This window comes from Pseudomonas kairouanensis (genome assembly GCF_004682055.1).
In the GTDB taxonomy this organism is placed as follows: domain Bacteria; phylum Pseudomonadota; class Gammaproteobacteria; order Pseudomonadales; family Pseudomonadaceae; genus Aquipseudomonas; species Aquipseudomonas kairouanensis.
Genome location: NZ_QUZU01000007.1, coordinates 14,276 through 36,619, shown reverse-complemented (window position 1 = coordinate 36,619; position 22,344 = coordinate 14,276). Strand labels below are relative to the sequence as shown.

Below are 22,344 nucleotides of genomic sequence, written 5' to 3'. Positions count from 1 at the left end.
CAGCAAGTAAATTTATAACTGACCCACCGCGATCGGGAGCAAGCCCTCTCCCACAGGGTTTTGTGGTGTTCGCAGAAATCGGATTACTTGGGATACAGCGGCGGCAAGCTGGTGGTATCGGTCGCAGGGTCCAGCTCGCGTTCGGCCATCGGAATGGATTTGACCGCACGCCACAGATCTTCACCGAGCCAGTATTGGCCGCTTTCGCTGTAGAGCGCGCCGTTCAAGCCATCCAGTGCATCGGACAAGGGAATGTACCGAGCCGCCATGTCCGCCAGGGTTTCCGGCTGTTGTCGCGCCCAGGCGTCGAGGGCTTGGCGGGTGGCCTGGGGGTCGTTGGCCTGGGTCGCGCGCTTGAGGTCGTCCAGCAGGGTGCGCGGGCTCGGGCCGGTTTGTGCGGCGCGGGAAACGGCCGGTTGCCAGCGTGCACGCCACCAGAGGCCAAAGCCCAACAGTGTGGTGCAGGCGAGAAGCAGGGTGCTCAGTTGCCACAGCCACAGGTGGTTGTCATCGGGGGCGGTGATCACGGTCGGCGTGGCGGGGGTGTCCACCACCAGGCTGGGGTTGGTTGCCACTTGCAGGGTACGCGCGGGCAGGGTGGTGCGCTCCAGATGGTCTTCGTGGGTGTTCCACCACACCACTTCGATGACGGGCAGTTCCACGTCACCGGCACGGGTGGGTACCAGGGCTTCGCGGTCTTCACGGCTGCCGATCAGGCCGCGGTCGTTGGTCTGGTTGCCCAGCACGGGCTGGTCCGGGTAGCGCCGCAAGCCGTTGATTTCGACACTGGGCAGGGCGGGCAGCTGGGCGCTGGAGAGGCCCTCGGCCTTGACCGTGAGGCTGCGGGTCAGCGAGTCGCCGACCTGCACATGCTCAGGCTCCGGGTTCCAGCTTTCCGTGAGGGTCAGGCTGCGCGCCGGTAACCAGGGGGCTTCGGCGGGGTACAGCACCGGTTTTGGCTTGACCGTCAACGGCAACTGCGCCGAACTCACATGGATCAACTTGCCCGGCTTGGTGCCTTGCAGCGTGTTTTCCTGGGGCGGTCGCGACTCCACCAGCGTGGCGCTGAAGGTTTGCGCGGGAATGTCCAGGGTGCCGCTGTGTTGTGGGTAGATTGCGTAGCGGGTTTCGATCACGCCATGGCGGATGCTGTTGATGACCTTCTCGTAGGTGCGCGATTCGCCCAGTTGTTCGACCCGCGCATCGGCAATCTGCAGCGGGGTGAGGCTGCTGTCGTCATACAGCGAGACCGAGTGGTAGACACGCACGGTCAACAACGCCTGGGCCTGTACGTAGACGCTGGTCTGGTCGAGGGTGGCTTCGACAAACACCGGCGCGAGTTCGGCATTGGTGTCTTGGCTTGAGGTTTCCACCACGGTCAGGCTGATGGGTTGGGTCTTGTAGTCGCCCACTTGCAGGGGCGGGATGATCACGGTGCCGTTTTGCTTGGGCAGCAGGGTAATGATCCAGCGGGTGGTGGCGTGGTTGTCACCGCCCAGGGTCGTGAGCTGGTTGAGCTGGCGGGTGCCACTGACTTCGAACTGCGCATCCAGGGGTGACAGATCGGGCTTGCCGAACTGGGTGACGTCGCTGGACTCCACCGTCAGTTCCACCGTTTCTCCGGAATTGAGGCGGCTGCGGTCGACGCTGGCCACCAGGTTGGCCGCCTGGGCATGGCTTGCCGACAACGCGAGCAGAAGCAATAGGGAGGTGCGGCGGCTCATCGAGTCTTGTCCTGATGTTGTTGCTGTTCGTACCAGAATTTGCGGCGCAGCAGTTCACCGGGGTTGTCCGGGATCTCCCGCAGCCACTGTTCCAGGGCCTGGCGGTGTTCACCGTCGAGGCTGGCGTCGCTGGGGCGCAACGGTGGGGTGGTGGTTTGCTCGTCCCCCAGCTCGCTGCCCGGTACTTCGTTGCCGCCGGCGTGTGGTGTGGCGCCGGTCTGGGTGTCGCCGTTACCCGCCTCACCCTGGCCCTGGGATGATTGTTCACCGCCCGTGCCGGTTTGCCCGCTGGCGCCCGGTTGCGCAGTTTGGCCGGGTTGGGCGGTTTCGTCATCTTCGTTTTTTGCAGGCGTTTGGGTGTCGGGTTCGGCCTGCTCCTGCAGCAAGGCTTCTACCAGCGCTTTGTTTTTCAAGGCCGGTTGCAGATCGGGCTGAGCTTCAAGGGCCTGCTCGTAGGCGTCGATGGCGGCTTCCAGCTCACCGGATTTGGCCAATGCATTGCCCCGATTGTAGTGGGCGTAGGCGCTGTCACTCTCGGCAAAACGCTTGATGGCCTCGGCGTAGTTGCCGGCTTCATACAGCGCCACGCCTTGCCACTGCGGGTCCTGGAAGTGTTCGGCGGCTTCGGCTGGGCGTTTTTTCTTGAGCAGGTACTGGCCCTGTTGGTCCGGGCGCAGCCACAGGTCTTGCATGCTGAAGGCGTAGCTGGGTTGGGGTGCGACCAGAAACAACAAGGGCAGGCAGAACAACCAGCCGCGTCGTCCGGCGCAGGCCGCCAGCAGCAACAGGGGCAGCAGCAGCCAGTACCCCTGGTCGGCCCAGGTGTCGAGGTGCAGCAGTTGCCCGTCGTTGCGCAGCGCTTGGGGCGTGTCCATCACCCCGAGTTGGCGCAGGTCCTTGTCGTCCAGGCGCGCGGCACGGTAGCGGCCGCCCATTTCGCTGGCGAAGGCCTTGAGTGTGGGGCTGTCCAGGCGCGGTACCAGGATCGCGCCTTGTTCGTCCTTGAGGAACTCGCCGCTTTCCTGCGTCACCGGCGTGCCTTCGCGGCTGCCGATGCCAAGGATCGACAGGGTCGGCGCCTGCGCACTTTGCAGCAGCAGGCGAATGCCTTGGCGTTCCTGCTTGGACAGCGACGAGCCGATCAGCAGCAGGCGGCCTTGGCCCAGGCCGCCTTGTTTGAGCAGGTACAGCGCCTTTTCCACTGCCAGGTCAGCGCGATGGCCGGGCTCGGGCATCAGGGACGGGCGCAGGGCTTCCAGCAGGTTGCGGCTGGTGGCCAGGTCGTCGGAAAGCGGCACCAGCGTGTGGGCGCTGCCGGCGTACACGACAATGGCGGTTTGCGCGTCGCTACGCGCCTGCAGCAAGTCATACAGCTTGCGTCGCGCCTGCTCCAGGCGATTGGGCGGGCTGTCGGTGGCGAGCATTTCCGGGGTCAACTCCAGCAGCACCACCAACGGGTCGGATGGCTTTTGACTGGACTGCTCAACCCGCTGCCAACTCGGCCCCAGCAGCGCCAGCACCGCCAACAGCCAGGCGAGGCCCAGTACCACCCACGGCGATTTGCTTTCGCGGCCGTTGCCGCCACTGAGCAATACGGCATGGAAGGCCGGCGGCAAGATCACCTGCCAACGCCCGGCGCGCTTTTGTCGATGCCACAGCTGCCACAACAACCAGCCGAGCAGGGGCAGCAGCAACAGCCACCAGGGGCGGAACCAGTGCGGCCACAGGTCGATCATCGACGCCTCCGCAAACGCAGGCGCTTGAGGCGCTCACGCCATTCCGGATGCTGTTGCAGGAAGATCCCCTTGCTTGTGAGTTTGTTGAACAGCCGTTGCAGGGCGTTATTGGGCCAGCGCTCCTGGATCACCAGCAGCATGCTCAGCACCAATGCCAAGGCCAGCGGCGCGCTGTACAGCGCCTGGGCCGGGCGTGCCTGGGTGGGTTGCTGCTCCACGGGCTCCAGTTTGTCGAGGGTGTCCTTGATGGTTTGCAGCTCTTCGCCGTCGCGGGCACGGAAATATTGGCCGCCGGTGGCTTCGGCAATTGCCTTGAGTGCCGGCTCGTCCAGGTCCAGGCTCGGGTTGACGCCGAGGATGCCCAGGGAGCCGGTTTGCTCAGGGTCGGCGCCGATGCCGATGGGGTAGATCTTCACGCCTTCTTCGGCGGCCAGGCGTGCGGCGGTCAGTGGATCGATCTGCCCGGCGTTGTTGGCGCCGTCGGTGACCACGATCAGCACGCGGCTTTGTGCGGGACGTTGGCGCAGGCGCTTGAGGGCCAGGCCGATGGCATCGCCGATGGCGGTGTTCTTGCCGGCGATGCCGATGTGCGCTTCGTCCAGCCAGGCGCGGACGGTGCGACGGTCAAAGGTCAGTGGTGCTTGCAGGTAGGCCTGGCTGCCGAACAGGATCAGGCCCACACGGTCACCTTCGCGGCTTTCGAGGAAGTTGCCGAGCAGGTGTTGCACCAGGCTCAGGCGGCTGACGTCATCGTCCTGCCAATGCATATCGGGAAAGTCCATGGAGCCGGACACGTCCACCGCCACCAGCAAATCGCGGCCACTGGCGGCAATCGGCAAGGGTTCACCGAGCCATTCCGGGCGGGCGGCGGCGGTCAGCAGCAACAGCCACAGCACCACGAACGGGGCTTGCTGGCGCCAGCCCGGCAGGTTGACGCGGGCGCGGCGGCGGGCCAGGCCTTCAAGGTCACTGAGGTAGCTGACTTTAAGCGCTGGCTCGCCGCTGTCGGCCACCGGCAGTACCAGGCGCATCAGCCAGGGCAGGGGCAGCAGGGCGAAGATCCACGGCCAGGCGAACTCAAACATGTTTGCGAATCCAGGTGTCGACCGCTTGCGTCAGCCCGGCAATGGCCTTGTCGTCGAGTTTGCATTCGGGTTTGTAGGCGCCCTCTACCAGCACCATCCAGCGGGTGAGACCGGCCGCCGGGCAGCGGTTGTCGAGAAACGCCAGCCATTTGCGACCGTTGAGGGTGTGGCTCTGGCTGTAGGGGTAGTCGTTGCGGCACAGGCGCTTGAGCAGGCCGTTGAGTTGTTGCAGCCAGGCACCGGCGGGCGCGCCGTCATAGGGCTTGGGCATCAACGCCAGTTCCGCCAGGGCGGCGATGCGCAACGGGTCCAGCGGGAGTTCGGCGCGCGCCACCGGGCGGCGAGCGGGCAAGAATCGACGCAGCGACCACAAGCCCCAGCCCAACAGCGGGATCAGCACCAACAGCAGCCACCAACCTGGCGCGGGGGGCCAGAAGCCGATGGCCGGCGGGGCGATCAGCGGTTGCAGTTGGTCGAGGCTGCTCATTGCTTTTTGACCGGGCGTTGCGGGTTGAGGTATTCGCGCAGTTGCTCGACCATTTCGCTCTGGGTGCTCAGGGGCATCAGCAACACACGGAGCTTTTGCGCCAGCAGTTCCCAGCGGGCGATGCGGGCTTCGGCCTGGGCCTTGTAGGCCTGACGCAAATCGTAGTTGAGCGTGTCGAGTTCCAACTGCGCCCCGCGTTCGGTGAAACGCAGCAGCCCGGCGGCGGGCAGGGCGTGGTCAAGGGGGTCGGAGATCGGAAGCAGCAGCAGGTCGCAGTGGCGTGACAGCAGGCTCAACTGTTGCTCGGCGCCTTCGCTCAGCGCACGCTCGTCGCAGATCACAATCACCAGGCTGCCGGGGCGCAGCACTTCACGGCCACGGCGCAGGGCCATGCCCAAGGCATCGGCTTCGGGGCGGCTTTCGGTGTTCAGGCTCTGGTTGACGCGCACCAGGCGGTTGAGCAATTGCAGCAGGCTTTGCTTGCTGCGCCGGGGTTTGATTTCGTAGTGCTCGTTGTCGCCGAACACCAGGCCGCCAACGCGGTCGTTATGCCCCAGGGCCGCCCAACCGATCAGGCTGGCGGCTTGGGCGGCCAGCACCGACTTGAACATTTGCCCCGAGCCGAAAAACAAGCGACAGCTTTGTTCCACCATGATGAAGATCGGCCGTTCCCGTTCTTCATGGAAGAGTTTGGTGTGGGGTTCCTGGGTACGGGCCGTCACCCGCCAGTCGATGGTGCGCACATCGTCACCGGCCTGGTACACGCGCACCTGGTCAAAGTCCACGCCGCGCCCGCGCAGTTTGGAGTGGTGCAGGCCGATCAGCGGGCTGCGCTGGCTCGGCGTGGAAAATAGCTGCACTTCACGCACGCGATGGCGCATCTCGATCAATTCGCTGAGGGTGACGCGGATGCCATCGCCTGCGTTCATGGGTTTCAAGCGACGGCAACGACGTCGAGAATGCGTTGCACCACGCGGTCCTGGTCGATGCCGGCGGCTTCGGCCTCGAACGACAGGATGATGCGATGGCGCAGCACGTCGAACAGCACCGCCTGGATATCCTCCGGGCTGACGAAGTCGCGCCCGGCCAGCCAGGCATGGGCGCGGGCGCAGCGGTCCAGGGCAATGGAGCCGCGTGGGCTGGCGCCGTAGGCGATCCACTCGGCCATTTCCGGGTCGAACTTGGCCGGCGTGCGGGTGGCCATCACCAGCTGCACCAGGTATTCCTCCACCGCGTCAGCCATGTACAGGCCGAGGATTTCCTTGCGGGCGGCGAAGATGGCTTGCTGGCTGACCCGGCGTTCGGGCTTGGTTTCGCCGTTAAGGGCTTCGCCACGGGCCTGTTGCAGGATGCGCCGCTCGACGGCGGCGTCCGGGAAACCGATTTTTACATGCATCAGGAAGCGGTCGAGTTGGGCTTCGGGCAGCGGGTAGGTGCCTTCCTGCTCGATGGGATTTTGCGTGGCCATCACCAAAAACAGCGGCGACAGCTCGTAGGTGCTGCGCCCGACGCTGACCTGGCGCTCGGCCATGGCTTCGAGCAGCGCCGATTGCACCTTGGCCGGGGCACGGTTGATTTCGTCCGCCAGTACCAGGTTGTGGAAGATCGGGCCCTGCTGGAACACGAAGCTGCCGGTTTCAGGGCGATAGATCTCGGTGCCGGTGATGTCGGCGGGCAGCAGGTCGGGGGTGAACTGGATGCGATGGAACTGCGCTTCGATGCCTTCGGCCAGCTCTTTGATGGCCTTGGTCTTGGCCAGGCCCGGCGCGCCTTCTACCAACATATGGCCGTCGGCGAGCAGGGCGATCAGCAGGCGATCGATGAGTTTTTCCTGGCCGAGAATCTGCGTAGAAAGAAAGGTTCGCAGCGCAAGCAGCGCTTCACGATGTTCCATCGATGACGGTTCCTGGAAAGATGAGCGCGGGCGGTTTGGGTCAGGCGCCGGGCTGGGGCGTCTACTTTAATGCATCGAGGGGGGTGGCGACTAACGGCGTAACGGGTATTTTTGGCGAAACTTGTAGGGTTTTTGTGTGGAGTGCAGGAATGCTTGCAGCAGGACTTGCTGTTGCGAGCACCGGCAATGTGGGAGGGGGCTTGCTCCCGATGGCGGTGGTACAGTCAATTCATCTGTGACTGACCCGCCGACATCGGGGGCAAGCCCCCTCCCACATGGGGTCAGCGGTGCCTTTAGATCCGGGTGAAGGTGCCGGTGCCCTTGAGAATGTTTTGCAGGGTTTCTTCCACTTCGGCCAAATCTGATGCAGCAGTGGTGTGGCTGATTTCCAGCTGGTCCTTGCCGCCCAGCGCGTCGGCATCCCCGGCAGCGAGCTCAACCAGCAACGTGGTAGTGCTCAAGGTGACTTTGAGCCCGTCCAGGGTCGACGGCTCGTAATCCCAGGTCAGCTCCACTTCGTCTTCATCCGGGTAACGGGTGAGCATGAACATCTCGCCGTTCTTGCCGTGGCAGCAGAGCATCGCCATGTTGTCTTCTTCGTCGTCGCACGGGGTTGCCATCAGGGCGTCGGTTTTCAGTTGCAGCATGGGGCAATCCTGTCTGGGGTAGGGCGTAGTGCGGGGGATTGTGCCATTACGGCGAATTTTGTGCTGGTGTTACTCTTTAGGTTGAAGCACTTCTAACAGTGCTTTGATTGCCGGTTTTCCAACAAGCACATGCCACGGACCATCATCAACAATCTTGCCTTCTTGCATCACGATGACGCGATCAAAGCGTTCTAGGTTGCGTAAGTCATGGGTCACGCAGATCAAACCTCGGTTAGCGAATATTTTAAACAACAGGTCCCAGACCGGGCCTGCCAGGGTTTGTTCAATGGAAGCGCTGGGTTCATCGAATAAATTAAAGTTCCCCGGTCTGTTAATCAGTCGGAGCAATGACAGTCGCTTAGCTTCGCCTCCTGAAACGTTGCCAGCTTTTTCGCTCAGACTGCGGCTAGCAATCAGCGTTTCCAGATTCAAGGTTCTTATTGCCAGTTGTAAATCTTCTGACCTGTCGGTCCCGAATAACACTGAGTGATCGAAGATGCCTTCTAGAAATTGTGGGGATTGAGGGCAGTATCTTAGGCAATTTAAATGAATACGAGCGTCTAGAGCTGATACTGCAAGGTCGTTGATGTACAGCTGACTTCTCAGCTGCTGATTGAGGCCCGCGAGAAGCTCTAATAATGTTGATTTCCCGGAGCCACTTGGCCCCGTGATCGCCACAGATTGGTGTTGAGTGAATGCCAGCGTTTTGCCAACAGTGATTCGGTGCGCATCATTATCCATGAGTGAGCAAGGGCCCAGTGTCAACGTGAAATTTGATCGAGTCGGTAGCGTTGCGTTTCGTTCCTTCGCATTAAAGTTTGGTGACTGCAGTAAATATTTGAGCCTACGCTGGTCGGCCAGGAACTGGTCCAATGCGCGATAGCCATCGATCAGCGTTGTAATATTGATTAAATAACTACTGGCAATGGAGAAAATCGCGACCAGTTGCCCAACACTAATACTTGGGGTCACCGACAATTGATCGAATACGCCCCAGCCGAGCAGGGCGCCGGTCGAAAGGCTGAGGAAAAAAATCTTTGCACCACTCAAGTAGCCACCTGATCTGGCGACGGTGATTGCTGTGTCTGCATAGTGTTTGAAAGCGAGATTTAATGGATGGCATGCTGAATGCTCGGCGTTTTCCAGTTTTATGGTTTTCCCTGCATTCAATGTATTAAAGAGAATCCCGCTCAGCTCGTCTTCTTGTGCGTTGACAGCATCCAGATGCTTTCTGCGCCAGCGAATGATGTGGTAGGTCACTAAGGCATATGAGACGGCTAGACCATTCAAGATCAGAAAGATTTCTACGCCACCCATCATAAGGAATGCACCTGCGGTGACCAGGAATTCCAAGCAGAGGGGCAGCGCGGTAGTGATAAAGAAAGTTAACAGCTTTTCATGAGCGGTTAGCCCGCGTTCGACTGATTTTATGAAATGTCCGATGCGCCACGAATTGAAGATATCAAATTCTTTTCTCAGCAGTTGACCAATCCAGCCAATAGACGCTTCCATTAAGATGCGTTGTACTAATCGGGATAACAGGTAAGTCTGTAGTGGGTTGGCGATGGTTTGAACGCATCCCGCTAGAATGAACGCGGCGACAAGACTTAACAGTGTTGTTTTGGAAAAACTTGCGTTTGAACTCAGGGTGTCGACCAATCTGCCTAGAAGTAACGGCGGTGCGAGCACTAGCAGTTTAAGCGCAATCGTTGTCACGACGGTGGCGATTAATAGTTTAGCGTGGTTTGTAAACGCTTTTTTTATGAGTGTTAGCATAGTCGTGAAGTTGGAAGAGTTGATTTATATTTGTTGAGTAGTATGTGTTGAGGTACTACCCAGCAGCCGTTTCGAATCATATTAAATCTTTCAAGTCCAGGAATATAAATCTGTGTCACAGCGGACTCTCCAAAGCGAGAGATGACCCTGTTATATATTTTCATATTCGCGTTGGTCATGCTGTGGTGCAGGATTTTGAGTTGTTGTTGTACGGTGAGTAGGCCCTCTGTGACTGGGACGTTAGGGACGGGTGAATGCAGGGTTTTTATAGTGTGAAAATCAATGAGGGGTCGTAAATTCCCCAGGCTTGATATGAGTTCTAGTGCTTTTTTATCGCTTATTTCCTCATCGGGTCCGTAGAGAAATTCAGCTTGCAGTTGCTCAGAAATCGCACGCTGTACCGCGATCTTTATATCTAAAGAGCACCCTGAGCCGATCGCGGAAAGATGCATATCACCAGGGCCTATCGTTGGAAATGCCATCGCGAAAAATACATTGAAAAAATCATTGATAATTATGATTTTTAATTTTTTTGCTGCCTGTATTAAAGCGGGGTCGTGGAGTAGTGCGTCTTCAATGAGTGGTTCTGATGCGGTGTGCATAGAGAAAGCGTCACCGATAGAGCATAGGCTCATGAATAAGCGCGAAAGAATGTGTCTTTCGATAACTTCGAGCGTGCCATGTAGTAAAGCTTCTGCTTCTGTGCAGCCAAAGGCAATACCTGAGTTGGACGAGTAACGGTCCAGAAAGTGAGAGGGAGTGGTTTGAGGTACCGAGCAAAGTGCTCCACTATGTGGGTGAAGTATTTTTCTAGGAACAAAAAGATCTTCTTTTTTGTCAAGTGTTGTCAATTTGAAGCAGTCAAATTCGTTTGTGTCATCAGTCAGGCTTGATAATAACCCATCATTTTGCGCGGCGCCCTGAGCGGCAATGAAGTTGCCTCGTTGTCTTATTGTCTTGCTATGTGAGGTTTCGTGAAAAGTACAGTAGTGTTCAATGCTTTCAGCTAAAGCGCCGACCAGTGCGTCTGGACCTTTTCCAGAGCCGAACTCCACCAAGTTTCCGTTCTTGTCAAGAAGTGATGCGGTGGCAACGAATTTTGTACGGGGTTCCAGTTGAGTGATGACTTTAAGATCCAATGAGTGAATGATGGACCTTATTCTTCTTATGGCTGCATCTGTAGGGAGTTCGCGTTCGGACATGGGGATGCCTTCTTTAAAATGTCGAAAGAAGAACTTTCGACATTTTATAAAGTGCTCTTGTCGAGCAGGTGTGTTTACTGAGTGAGTGAGGCAAAGAAGTTTATTTCTGTTGCCAGAAATCCTTCTGTTCCACTCATGGCTTGGGTCAGACCTTCGAATGTAGGTACTGTGATTTCAGAGCGTTTTCTGCCCATTTCGAACACCTCGTTTTGGGATTGGGAACGCCTTACTATTTTAATCGGCGATCCACCCGCGATGAATTTCGCGAGTGAGTAAAGTAGTAGCACCGTGTTTTTCTCATTTCAATTGTTTGCCGGTATTTTGCTTCCGATGGTTTAGTAGGAAATATCCTATCTGGATGTATATATTTCGTTTAAGGTGCCAATGATTTGTTTATGGGGTTATGGTGGGTAAGACGAAGAGTAAAAACGGAATCAAAATGTTTGCTTTAGTGTTCTTGAGCTATACAAGCTGATTCTTTCTGTCACCAGGCCGCTTCCGAATTTTCTTGGTGCGGCTAGGTTTTATAAGGTCATCGTATTCGATGCTAGGAGCCCCAATACATCACGTCGTGACGTTTTTGAATGGATCAGTCACTCCTGGAACATTTTTGCGAGGTTTTGGTCGTGTTTTCTGTTGTGACTAACAGGTTGCCCAAGTCGCAACCCCACCCCTGCGTACCGATGACCGAATATGTCGCAGCACCGCAAGCAGCTGTCTTCCCACACTCGTTAAGCTGCGCAACGGATGTGCATGGGCCAGGCGCCTGACCTGCCCGTCGTACCGTCATCTGGCCAGGTGCGCATCCGGTGGAAGTTGTATGTGACCCCGTTGTCTTGTGCAGCTTCACCCACCTGTCGCTTTGATTCGCTATGGTTAACGTGCGAACAGAGCAGACGGTCTCCCCGCAAGGGGATAACACGCGACGCTTTCATCAATAACAAGCCCAAGCGGAGTACCACAGATGGCGTTCTTCACCGCAGCCAGCAAGGCCGACTTCCAGCATCAACTGCAAGCGGCACTGGCGCAGCACATCAGTGAACAGGCACTGCCACAAGTGGCGCTGTTCGCTGAACAATTCTTCGGCATCATTTCCCTGGACGAACTGACCCAGCGTCGCCTTTCCGACCTGGCCGGTTGCACCCTCTCTGCGTGGCGCCTGCTTGAGCGCTTTGACCACACCCAACCGCAAGTACGGGTGTACAACCCCGATTACGAACGTCATGGCTGGCAATCGACCCACACCGCGGTCGAAGTGTTGCACCATGACCTGCCGTTCCTGGTGGACTCGGTGCGTACCGAGCTGAACCGTCGCGGCTACAGCATCCACACCCTGCAAACCACCGTGCTCAGCGTACGCCGTGGCGCCAAGGGCGAGTTGCTGGAAATCCTGCCAAAAGGCACCCAGGGCGAAGGCATCCAGCAAGAATCGCTGATGTACCTGGAAATCGACCGTTGCGCCAACGCCGCCGAACTGAACGTGCTGAGCAAAGAGCTTGAGCAGGTATTGGGCGAAGTGCGCGTGGCCGTGGCTGACTTTGAGCCGATGAAAGCCAAGGTCCAGGACCTGCTGGCCGGTATCGATGCCAGCCAGTTCGCCATCGACGGCGAAGAAAAAGCCGAGATCAAGAACTTCCTGGAATGGCTGGTGGGCAACCACTTCACCTTCCTCGGCTACGAAGAGTTCGTGGTACGTGACGAGGCAGATGGCGGTCATATTGAATATGACGCCAGTTCCTTCCTCGGTCTGACCAAGCTGCTGCGCGCCGGCCTCACCGCCGACGACCTGCGCATCGAGGACTATGCCGTCGCCTACCTGCGTGAACCGACCGTGTTGTCGTTCGCCAAGGCCGCGCACCCAAGCCGCGTGCACCGCCCAGCCTACCCGGACTATGTGTCGATCCGTGAGATCAGCGCCGACGGCAAGGTCATCAAGGAGCACCGCTTCATGGGGCTCTACACCTCCTCGGTGTACGGCGAAAGCGTGCGCGTCATCCCTTACATCCGCCGCAAGGTTGCGGAAATCGAACGGCGCTCGGGCTTCCAGCCCAAGGCTCACCTGGGCAAGGAGCTTGCCCAGGTTGTTGAAGTGCTGCCACGCGACGACCTGTTCCAGACCCCGGTGGACGAGCTGTTCAGCACCGTGATGTCCATCGTGCAGATCCAGGAGCGCAACAAGATCCGCGTGTTCCTGCGCAAAGACCCGTACGGTCGTTTCTGCTACTGCCTGGCCTACGTGCCGCGTGATATCTATTCCACCGAAGTGCGCCAGAAAATCCAGCAAGTATTGATGGATCGCCTGAAAGCTTCGGACTGCGAGTTCTGGACCTTCTTCTCCGAATCCGTGCTGGCCCGTGTTCAACTGATTTTGCGGGTTGACCCGAAGAACCGCCTCGACATCGACCCGCTGCAACTGGAAAAAGAAGTGGTGCAGGCCTGCCGCAGCTGGCAGGACGACTACTCCAGCCTGGTGGTGGAAAGCTTCGGCGAAGCCCAGGGCACCAACGTGCTGGCGGACTTCCCCAAGGGTTTCCCGGCAGGTTATCGCGAGCGTTTCGCCGCGCATTCGGCCGTGGTCGATATGCAGCACCTGCTCAGCCTCACTGAAGCCAACCCGCTGGTGATGAGTTTCTACCAGCCGCTGGGCCAGGTGTCCGGTCAGCGCGAGCTGCATTGCAAGCTCTACCACGCCGACACTCCGCTGGCGCTGTCGGACGTGCTGCCGATCCTGGAAAACCTGGGCCTGCGCGTGCTGGGGGAGTTCCCGTACCGCCTGCGTCACGCCAATGGCCGCGAGTTCTGGATCCATGACTTTGCGTTCATCGCCGCCGAAGGCGTGAACCTGGATATCCAGCAGCTCAACGACACCCTGCAGGATGCGTTCGTACATATCGTGCACGGCGATGCCGAGAACGATGCGTTCAACCGCCTGGTGCTGACTGCCGGCCTGCCGTGGCGCGACGTGGCCCTGCTGCGTGCGTACGCCCGTTACCTCAAGCAGATCCGCCTGGGCTTCGACCTGGGTTACATCGCCAGCACCCTGAACAACCACACCGACATCGCCCGCGAGTTGACCCGGTTGTTCAAGACCCGCTTCTACTTGGCGCGCAAGCTCACCGCGGACGACCTGGAAGACAAGCAGCAACGCCTGGAACAAGCGATCCTCACGGCCCTGGACGATGTTCAGGTGCTCAACGAAGACCGCATCCTGCGTCGCTACCTGGATCTGATCAAGGCCACCTTGCGCACCAACTTCTACCAGACCGACGCCAACGGCCAGAACAAGTCGTACTTCAGCTTCAAGTTCGACCCGCGTGCGATCCCTGAGCTGCCCAAGCCGGTGCCGAAGTTTGAAATCTTTGTGTACTCGCCACGGGTTGAAGGCGTGCACCTGCGCTTCGGCAACGTCGCTCGCGGCGGCCTGCGCTGGTCCGACCGTGAAGAAGACTTCCGTACCGAAGTGCTCGGCCTGGTAAAAGCCCAGCAAGTTAAGAACTCGGTGATCGTGCCGGTGGGCGCCAAGGGCGGCTTCCTGCCGCGTCGCCTGCCATTGGGCGGCACCCGTGACGAGATCGCGGCCGAGGGCATCGCCTGCTATCGCATCTTCATTTCCGGCCTGTTGGACATCACCGACAACCTGAAAGACGGCGCCCTGGTGCCACCGGCCAACGTCGTGCGCCATGACGACGATGACCCGTACCTGGTGGTGGCAGCGGACAAGGGCACTGCGACCTTCTCCGATATCGCCAACGGCATTGCCATCGACTACGGCTTCTGGCTCGGTGATGCGTTCGCCTCCGGCGGCTCGGCCGGTTATGACCACAAGAAAATGGGCATCACCGCCAAGGGCGCGTGGGTGGGTGTGCAGCGTCACTTCCGTGAGCGCGGCATCAATGTGCAGGAAGACAGCATCACCGTGGTGGGCGTCGGCGACATGGCCGGTGACGTGTTCGGTAACGGCCTGTTGATGTCCGACAAGCTGCAACTGGTCGCGGCCTTCAACCACCTGCATATCTTTATCGACCCGAACCCGAACCCGGCCACCAGCTTCGTCGAGCGCCAGCGCATGTTCGAGCTGCCGCGTTCGGCCTGGACCGACTACGACACCAGCATCATGTCCGAAGGCGGCGGTATCTTCTCGCGCAGCGCGAAAAGCATCGCCATCTCGCCACAGATGAAAGAACGCTTCGACATCTCGGCCGACAAGCTGACCCCGACCGAACTGCTGAACGCCTTGCTCAAGGCGCCGGTGGACCTGTTGTGGAACGGCGGTATCGGTACCTACGTCAAGGCCAGTACCGAAAGCCATGCCGATGTGGGCGACAAGGCCAACGACGCACTGCGCGTCAACGGCAACGAGCTGCGCTGCAAGGTGGTGGGCGAGGGCGGTAACCTGGGCATGACCCAACTGGGGCGTGTGGAATTCGGCCTCAATGGCGGCGGCTCCAACACCGACTTTATCGACAACGCCGGTGGTGTGGACTGCTCCGACCACGAAGTGAACATCAAGATCCTGCTCAACGAAGTGGTGCAGGCCGGTGACATGACCGACAAGCAACGCAACCAGTTGCTGGCGAGCATGACCGACGAAGTCGGCAACCTGGTATTGGGCAACAACTACAAGCAAACCCAGGCCCTGTCCCTGGCTGCGCGCCGTGCCTACGAGCGTGCCGCCGAGTACAAGCGCCTGATGAGCGACCTGGAAGGCCGTGGCAAGCTGGACCGCGCCATCGAGTACCTGCCGACCGAGGAGCAGCTCACCGAGCGCGCCGCGAATGGCAAGGGCCTGACCCGTGCGGAACTGTCGGTGCTGATCTCCTACAGCAAGATCGACCTCAAGGAAGCGTTGCTCAAGTCCCTGGTGCCGGATGACGACTACCTCACCCGTGACATGGAGACCGCGTTCCCGCCGAGCCTGGTGGCCAAGTTTGGCGAGGCTATGCGTCGCCACCGCTTGAAGCGCGAGATCGTCAGCACCCAGATCGCCAACGACCTGGTCAACCACATGGGCATCACCTTCGTTCAAAGGCTCAAGGAGTCCACCGGCATGAGCCCGGCGAACGTGGCGGGTGCCTATGTGATCGTGCGTGACATCTTCCACCTCCCGCACTGGTTCCGCCAGATCGAAGCCCTGGACCACCAGGTTTCGGCTGACGTGCAACTGGAGCTGATGGACGAGCTGATGCGCCTGGGCCGCCGTGCTACGCGCTGGTTCTTGCGTAGCCGTCGCAACGAGCAGGACGCTGGCCGCGACACCGCGCACTTCGGTCCGCACCTGGCCGCGTTGGGCCTCAAGCTCGACGAACTGCTGGAAGGCCCGACCCGCGAAGGCTGGCAGAACCGCTACGGCAAATACACCGAAGCCGGTGTGCCGGAGCTGTTGGCGCGCATGGTTGCCGGTACGACTCACCTGTACACCTTGCTGCCGATCATCGAAGCCGCTGACGTCACCGGGCACGACGCCGCCGAAGTGGCCAAGGCCTACTTCGCCGTGGGCAGCGCCCTGGACTTGCCGTGGTACCTGCAGCAGATCAGCGATCTGCCGGTGGCCAACAACTGGCAAGCCCAGGCCCGCGAAGCGTTCCGCGACGATGTGGACTGGCAGCAACGGGCGATCACCATTTCGGTTCTGCAAATGGCCGACGCGCCACAAGACATGGAAGCCCGCGTGGCCCTGTGGCTTGAGCAGCACAAGGACATGGCCGATCGTTGGGTGGCGATGATGGTGGAAATCCGTGCAGCGGTCGGTACGGACTACGCCATGTACGCGGTGGCTAACCGTGAGTTGCTGGACCTGGCGTTGAGTGGTCAGTCGGTGCTGTAACCGGTTTGATTCTGCGGTAAACCATTGTGGGAGGGGGCTTGCGCCCGATAGCGGTGGGTCAGTCAAGCAGATGCTGACTGATTCACCGCTATCGGGAGCAAGCCCCCTCCCACATTTGGTTCTGCGTCTATCTGGAGATCAGTGGTGTTTGAGTAATTTGGATTCCAGGTGATCCAGGTGTTGGGTCATCAGCGCTACGGCGGTGGTGGCATCCCGTTGCTCCACCGCATCCACAATCGCCACATGCTCATGCCACGCGCAGTAGGTGCAGGCTTTCGTCTCAAATTGGGCAATGATCAGTGAGGTCAGGGGGACCAGGCTGTTCAGGAATTGCGCCAGGGGGGCGTTACGCGCCATGGCCGCCAATTGCAGGTGGAACTCGCCGGAAAGGCGAATCGCCGGTCCACGTTGATCCTTTTCAATGCATTCACGTTCGCGGGCAATCAGCTCACGCAGCTGGCGTACTTGTGTGGGCGTGGCATGTACGCAGGCCAGTTGCACCACGGTAATTTCGGTGAGGCGCCGGGCTTCGAGGATCTGCCGGGTTTGTTGAGCGTCCGGCGCCGCCACTTGGGCGCGTTGGTTGGGGCGCAGGATCACCACTTGCTGATGGGACAGTTTGGCCAGTACCCGACGGATCACGCTGCGGCTGACACCGAAGGTTTCCCCCAGGCTCTCTTCGGTAAAACGACTGGCCGGGGCGATACGTTGTTCGAGGATGGCATCGAACAGGCGCGGGTAGATGTCATCCACCGACGGTTTTTTGCCGGCAATCAAGCGCAGGGCAGGGAAGATAGGGTCGCGTTGCAACGCGTAAGCGGTCATGGCCAGTCTCCAATTAATCAGCTGCCCAGATGGTCGTCCGGGATGTTCAAGCGAATGCCCATGCGCAGGCCTTCCTGAAGGATGTGCCGGCGCATTTCGGCACTGGCCAGGGCGCTGTTCTTGTTGCGGATGGCGCGCACCACCGCCTCGTTTTCCCGCAGGCGTTCGGCCAGGTGTTCCGGCGAGTTGCGCAGCACTTGGGCGCTCTGCTTGAGGGCGTTGCTGGTCTGTTGCACCACGTTCTGAAAGATCGGGTTGGAGGTGAGGGCGAACAGTTCTTCGTGGAAGTCGATATAGGCATTCATGCCCGCCTCGGCGTCTTCGGCGTCGAGGGCTTCGCGCATGTCCATGAGGGTCAGGCGCAGTTGGCCGACTTCCTTGCTGCTGATGGACTGGGCCACCAGGCCGACGATGAAAGGTTCGAGGGTGTAGCGCAGTTGCAGGATGTCTTCCAGGCTGGCGTCGGCCACGGCGTCGGCCGATTGTGGCTCGTTTACGCTGGTTTCCAGCACCACCACGCCTTTGCCGGGCATGGAGCGTACAAGGCCCAGGGTTTCGAGCACGATCACCGCTTCACGCAGGCTTGGGCGGCTGATGCCCATCTGTTCGGCCAGTTCGCGCTGGCCGGGGAGCATTTCGCCCCGGCGCCACTGGCCCCGCGCTAACGCGGCGCGCAGTTTTTCTACCACTGAATTGACGACGGTTGAGGTGCTGATCACGTCTACGCCTCCTTTAAGTTGCAAACACACGAGTGAAATTGGCGACGGTCCAATGTGGGAGCGGGCTTGCTCGCGAAAGCGGTGGCTCAGATGAATTACCTGTGACTGACACACCGTATTCGCAAGCAAGCCCGCTCCCACATTTGGACCTGCGTCGCTCATGAAATCTGTTAGAACTCCTGATGCGCCGGCAACACCGCTTTCTTGGCCTGGAAGGCATAGCCTTGCTGGCCGTCGAGCACCTTGTTGGCGCGCTGGATGTCGATGTCTTTTTCCCAACGGGCAATCGCCACGGTGGCCACGCAGTTGCCGATCAGGTTAGTCAGTGCGCGACCAATACCCATGAACCAATCCACCGCCAGCACCAGCACCAGGCCCACCACCGGGATGGCCGGGATTGCCGTGAGTGTCGCCGCCAAAATCACCAGCGCCGAGCCCGGAATGCCGTGGGCGCCCTTGGAGGTGATCAGCGAGACCAGCAGGATGGTCATCAGGTCGGTCATCGACAGCGGCGTACCCGTGGCATTGGCGATAAACACAATGGCCAGGGTCAGGTAGATGGAGAAACCGTCGAGGTTGAACGAATACCCGGTTGGAATCACCAGGCCCACGGTGGAGCTGCCGATCCCCAGGTGTTCAAGCTTACGCATGATCTGTGGCAGCACGGCGTCGGACGAAGCGGTGCCCATCACGATCAGCAGTTCTTCGCGCAGGTACTTGAGCAACGGCAACATGCGCAGGCCCGACAGGCGCATCACCAGGCCCAGAATCAGCCCGACGAAGGCGAAGCAGGTCAGGTAGAACAACCCCACCAGGCTGCCCAGGTGTTGCAGCGAGTCCAGGCCGTAGGTGCTGGTGGTGAAGGCGATTGCGCCAAACACGCCGATGGGCGCCAGGCGCACGATCATGCCCATGATGCGAAAGATCACATGACTCAGTTCGTTGATCAGCCGCGAGATGCCGGAAGCGGCTTCGCCCACCAGGTTCAGCGCGCTGCCGAACAGCACCGAGAACAGCAGCACTTGCAGCACGTTGTTGTCGGCAAAGGCGCCGATCACCGAGTTAGGGATCAGGTCCATCAGGAACTGGCTGGTGCCACGGATGTGCTGGCCCTTGTCGGCCAATTCATTGAGGCCCGCCGACGACAGCTGTTCGAGGTGGATATTGGCGCCGGTGCCGATGCCAGTGCTGAACGCCATCACCAGCCCGATCACCAGGGCGACGGTAGTGAGGATCTCAAAGTAGATCACCGACTTGAGGCCGATGCGCCCGACCTTTTTCAGGTCGCCGGCACCGGAAATGCCGCTGACCACCACGCAGAACACGATCAGGCCGATCAGCATCTTGATCAGCTTGATAAAGCCGTCACCCAGGGGTTTGAGTTGTGTGGAGAATTCGGGAAGGGCCAGGCCGCAGATGACGCCGAGCATCAGGCCAATCACGACTTGCAGGAAAATCGAACGCGAGCACCATCTGAGCATGGGAGGGATCTCTATTCGGTGCCCTGGTGGTTCCAGGGCTTAATTGTTGTGGTCTTACCGGTAAGTCCAGTGCGGGGCCAGTCTACGCCGGGCTTTTTTGAAATCACAAGTAAAAAATAGGTGGTTGACCAGACCCGGTATGACCAGTTGGTCGGCGAGGGCGGTGCTTGAGCGGTTGGGGGCTCAAAAATTTTTCGCTTATCATCCGCCGCTCGGCATATGAGGTGATGGATGGACAAACCAGGGCTGACCACCGACGCAACAGGGCTTACATACTGCACCTGGCGTACGGCTGCGCCGCAATACCCGCACTACCACGACCATGAATGGGGCGTGCCGGTGGCTGATGACATCCAGTTGTACGAGAAGATTTGCCTCGAAGGCTTCCAGGCGGGCATGGCGTGGATCACCATCCTGCGCAAGCGTGAGCAGTTCCGGGTGGCGTTCGAGGGCTTTGATTTTCGGCGGGTCGCGCAGTACGGCGAGGCGGATATCGAGCGGTTGATGCAGGATGCGGGCATTGTGCGCAATCGGGCGAAAATCGTGTCGGCAATCAACAATGCGCGCCGAGCGTGTGAGTTGGTGGATGAGACCGGCTCGTTGGCGCGTTGGGTATGGGCGTTTGAGCCCACTGAAGACGAACGGCCCAACGTTGTGGATATGGCTTACTGGACCGGTAATCCAACGTCACCGGCCTCGGTGCGGCTATCCAAAGCCCTCAAGAAACGTGGCTGGACCTATGTGGGGCCAACCACGATGTATGCGCTGATGCAGGCGATGGGGATGGTCAATGATCATCTGGAAGGCTGCGCGTGTCGGCCGCAGATTGAAGCGCTGCGGCGCCAGTTCAAACGCCCCTGAACCTCGGTTTGAACACAGGTCAAACTGTGGGAGCGGGCTTGCTCGCGAATGCGGTCATTCAGTCAGTACATCTGTGACTGAACCACCGCTTTCGCGAGCAAGCCCGCTCCCACATTTGCCCTGTTGCGTGGCGGGTTATTGTGGCAGGGGCGTCAGTACCTCAGCCTTGTCATCCAGCACTATCACCACCAGCAGTTTGGCTGGTTTGGTCTGGCTGGCATTGCTCGATTCAAAGTGCCGGGAACCGGCCGGTTCGTAGAACGACTCGCCGACCTTGTAGGTCTTGGCCTTTTCATCATTGACCCGCGAAGTGATCGAGCCCTCCAGCACGTAAGCCACGGCGGTCCCGGTATGGCTATGGGGTACGGTGGCTTGCCCAGGCGCGTAGTCCACGGTCAGCATGATGGTTTTCTTGCCGGGCACATTGGTCAGGGCGTGCTCTTGCAGCACCTTGATCGATTCCTGGTTGTACACCGGTTCGTGGGCAAAGGCGCTGAGGGAGGCAAGCATCAGGGAGGCAGCGAGCAGTCGTTTCATGGCGAAGTTTCCGAGTAGTTCGAGACCTGGTCACCCTACGCCCGTGGGAGCAGGTGACCAATGTCCAATCCGGCGGAAAATGCCCTAGCCAATCTGTTGGAGAATGTCGCGCACCTTGTCCAGCGCCGGGTCGATGTCCAGGGACTCGATAGCGCCAAAACCAAGGATCAGGCCCGAGCGCACCGGCGCGTCATGGAAGAACACATCCAGCGGATACAACCCCACCTCCACCTCGCGTGCCTGGGCGATCAGCAGTGGGATATCGACCGGCACTTTGCACAGTGCAGCCATGTGGAATCCGGCGACCGTCGGTATGGTTTCGAACCACGGCGACAAGTCGCCCGCCAACCGCTTCAAGATGCGCTCGCGCCGCCCGGCGTACACCGTGTGGCAGCGGCGGATGTGCTTGAGCAGGTAACCTTCGCTGATGAACTTGGCCAGCGCCCATTGCGCCAGGGTGGAGCTGTGCTGGTCGGTGAGTTGCTTGGCCTTGAGTACCGCACCATAAATGGCTGGCGGCAATACCGCATAGCCCAGGCGCAGCTCGGGCAACAGGGTCTTGGAAAACGTACCGACATAGGTCACCACGCCACGCGTGTCCATGCTTTGCAGGGAGTCGGTGGGCCGACCTGAGTAGCGGAATTCGCTGTCGTAGTCGTCCTCGATGATGATCGCCCCCAACTCGAATGCGCGGGCCAGCAAGGCTTCGCGGCGCGGCATGCTCATGGGCATGCCGAGGGGGAATTGGTGGGAGGGCGTTACATAAATCAGCCGCGTGCCGTCAGGAATCTGGTCGGCCTGAATGCCGTATTCATCGACTGGCACGCTGGCGACGCTGGCGCCCATGGCCATGAATAATTGGCGTGCGGGGCTGTAGCCGGGGTCTTCCATGGCCACAACGGTGCCCGGCTCCAGGACCACGCGGGCGATCAGGTCCAGGGCTTGCTGGGCGCCGTTGGTGACCACGATATCGCTGTCACGGCATTTGACTCCTCGGGAGAATGCGACGTGGCCGGCGATGGCACTGCGCAACTCCGGCAAACCTTCGGGCTGGCTGTAGAACCCACTGTTTTGCGCGATACGCCGCAGGGCGTCCTGGGTGCAACGACGCCATTCATCCTGGGGGAATTGATTGCGCGACGTCGCGCCGCCGATAAATTCATAACGCAAGGTGCTGTCGCGGGTCGGATGACGCATGGGCGAGGGCAGCGCCGCCCACTGCGCGAGGCTCGCGGCGCAGGCCAGGTCGGTGGCGGTTTGCACGCGGCCAGGCTGAGGTGCCCACGCGTTGACGAAGGTGCCACTGCCGGTCTTGCCCACCAGCAAGCCTTCGTAGGTCAGGGTGGCGTAGGTGTCCGATACAGTTTTGCGCGATACGCCCAATTGCTCGGCAAGCAGGCGGCTGGGCGGCAGTTGGGCGCCAGCGGCCAGGCGCCCAGAGGCGATAGCTTCGCGCAACTGCTGATAAAGCTGGGCGGCCAGGTCCTTGCGGCCGGTGATAACGATGTGCAGTTCCATGGGGTTTTCCGGGGCTTGGGTCTGTACC

16 protein-coding genes are annotated in these 22,344 nt (G+C 59.8%); 2 read left to right on the top strand and 14 right to left on the bottom strand.

The window, feature by feature from the left end; translation table 11 throughout:
• Positions 1–83: 83 nt before the first annotated feature.
• From DYL59_RS08080 to DYL59_RS08040, 9 genes are all read right to left on the bottom strand, one after another.
• Positions 84–1,724: a BatD family protein gene (locus DYL59_RS08080; protein WP_135288700.1), complete on the bottom strand. Its 1,641-nt coding sequence runs from the start codon at positions 1,722–1,724 to the stop codon at positions 84–86.
• Positions 1,721–3,460: a tetratricopeptide repeat protein gene (locus tag DYL59_RS08075; protein WP_135288699.1), complete on the bottom strand. Its 1,740-nt coding sequence runs from the start codon at positions 3,458–3,460 to the stop codon at positions 1,721–1,723. Before DYL59_RS08075 ends, DYL59_RS08080 begins: the two co-directional genes overlap by 4 nt.
• Positions 3,457–4,545, bottom strand: a complete 1,089-nt coding sequence (locus tag DYL59_RS08070) for a vWA domain-containing protein (RefSeq protein WP_135288698.1) — start codon at positions 4,543–4,545, stop codon at positions 3,457–3,459. The genes DYL59_RS08075 and DYL59_RS08070 overlap by 4 nt, the downstream gene beginning before the upstream one ends.
• Positions 4,538–5,032, bottom strand: coding sequence for a DUF4381 domain-containing protein (locus tag DYL59_RS08065; protein ID WP_135288697.1), 495 nt, complete (start codon positions 5,030–5,032; stop codon positions 4,538–4,540). Before DYL59_RS08065 ends, DYL59_RS08070 begins: the two co-directional genes overlap by 8 nt.
• Positions 5,029–5,961 (bottom strand): DUF58 domain-containing protein, encoded by a 933-nt coding sequence (locus DYL59_RS08060; protein ID WP_135288696.1) that lies wholly within the window; start codon positions 5,959–5,961, stop codon positions 5,029–5,031. The genes DYL59_RS08065 and DYL59_RS08060 overlap by 4 nt, the downstream gene beginning before the upstream one ends.
• Before the next feature lie 5 nt (positions 5,962–5,966).
• Positions 5,967–6,926 carry an AAA family ATPase gene (locus DYL59_RS08055; protein ID WP_017739127.1) on the bottom strand — a complete coding sequence of 320 codons (960 nt, stop codon included), beginning with the start codon at positions 6,924–6,926 and terminating at the stop codon, positions 5,967–5,969.
• Between the two features lie 293 nt (positions 6,927–7,219).
• Positions 7,220–7,573: a hypothetical protein gene (locus DYL59_RS08050; RefSeq protein ID WP_135288695.1), complete on the bottom strand. Its 354-nt coding sequence runs from the start codon at positions 7,571–7,573 to the stop codon at positions 7,220–7,222.
• 69 nt (positions 7,574–7,642) lie between these two features.
• On the bottom strand, positions 7,643–9,349 hold the full coding sequence (locus DYL59_RS08045; RefSeq protein WP_135288694.1) for an ATP-binding cassette domain-containing protein: 1,707 nt from the start codon (positions 9,347–9,349) through the stop codon (positions 7,643–7,645).
• Entirely contained in the window at positions 9,343–10,551 is a 1,209-nt protein-coding gene (locus DYL59_RS08040) for a YcaO-like family protein (RefSeq protein ID WP_135288693.1), read from the bottom strand. Before DYL59_RS08040 ends, DYL59_RS08045 begins: the two co-directional genes overlap by 7 nt.
• A 964-nt stretch (positions 10,552–11,515) precedes the next feature.
• On the opposite strand from DYL59_RS08040, the gene DYL59_RS08035 reads away from it, so the two are divergent.
• On the top strand, positions 11,516–16,375 hold the full coding sequence (locus DYL59_RS08035; RefSeq protein ID WP_135288692.1) for an NAD-glutamate dehydrogenase: 4,860 nt from the start codon (positions 11,516–11,518) through the stop codon (positions 16,373–16,375).
• A 138-nt stretch (positions 16,376–16,513) separates the two neighbouring features.
• Here the strand turns inward: DYL59_RS08035 and DYL59_RS08030 are convergent, their stop codons facing one another.
• The 3 genes from DYL59_RS08030 to DYL59_RS08020 form a co-directional block, all read right to left on the bottom strand.
• Positions 16,514–17,200, bottom strand: a complete 687-nt coding sequence (locus DYL59_RS08030; RefSeq protein WP_135288691.1) for a GntR family transcriptional regulator — start codon at positions 17,198–17,200, stop codon at positions 16,514–16,516.
• Positions 17,201–17,217: 17 nt separating this feature from the next.
• Complete coding sequence (locus tag DYL59_RS08025) at positions 17,218–17,919, bottom strand: FadR/GntR family transcriptional regulator (RefSeq protein ID WP_135288690.1); 702 nt, start codon at positions 17,917–17,919, stop codon at positions 17,218–17,220.
• Between the two features lie 170 nt (positions 17,920–18,089).
• Positions 18,090–19,415: a C4-dicarboxylate transporter DctA gene (locus DYL59_RS08020; protein WP_193557541.1), complete on the bottom strand. Its 1,326-nt coding sequence runs from the start codon at positions 19,413–19,415 to the stop codon at positions 18,090–18,092.
• Between the two features lie 216 nt (positions 19,416–19,631).
• Between DYL59_RS08020 and DYL59_RS08015 the strand changes: the two genes are divergently transcribed.
• Positions 19,632–20,261 (top strand): DNA-3-methyladenine glycosylase I, encoded by a 630-nt coding sequence (locus tag DYL59_RS08015; RefSeq protein WP_135288688.1) that lies wholly within the window; start codon positions 19,632–19,634, stop codon positions 20,259–20,261.
• A 135-nt stretch (positions 20,262–20,396) separates the two neighbouring features.
• Here the strand turns inward: DYL59_RS08015 and DYL59_RS08010 are convergent, their stop codons facing one another.
• The gene (locus DYL59_RS08010; protein ID WP_135288687.1) at positions 20,397–20,798 is read right to left on the bottom strand and encodes a cupin domain-containing protein; all 402 of its coding nucleotides are present in this window, start codon (positions 20,796–20,798) and stop codon (positions 20,397–20,399) included.
• Between the two features lie 84 nt (positions 20,799–20,882).
• Positions 20,883–22,316 carry a MocR-like pyridoxine biosynthesis transcription factor PdxR gene (gene pdxR / locus DYL59_RS08005; protein ID WP_135288824.1) on the bottom strand — a complete coding sequence of 478 codons (1,434 nt, stop codon included), beginning with the start codon at positions 22,314–22,316 and terminating at the stop codon, positions 20,883–20,885.
• Between the last annotated feature and the right edge of the window lie 28 nt (positions 22,317–22,344).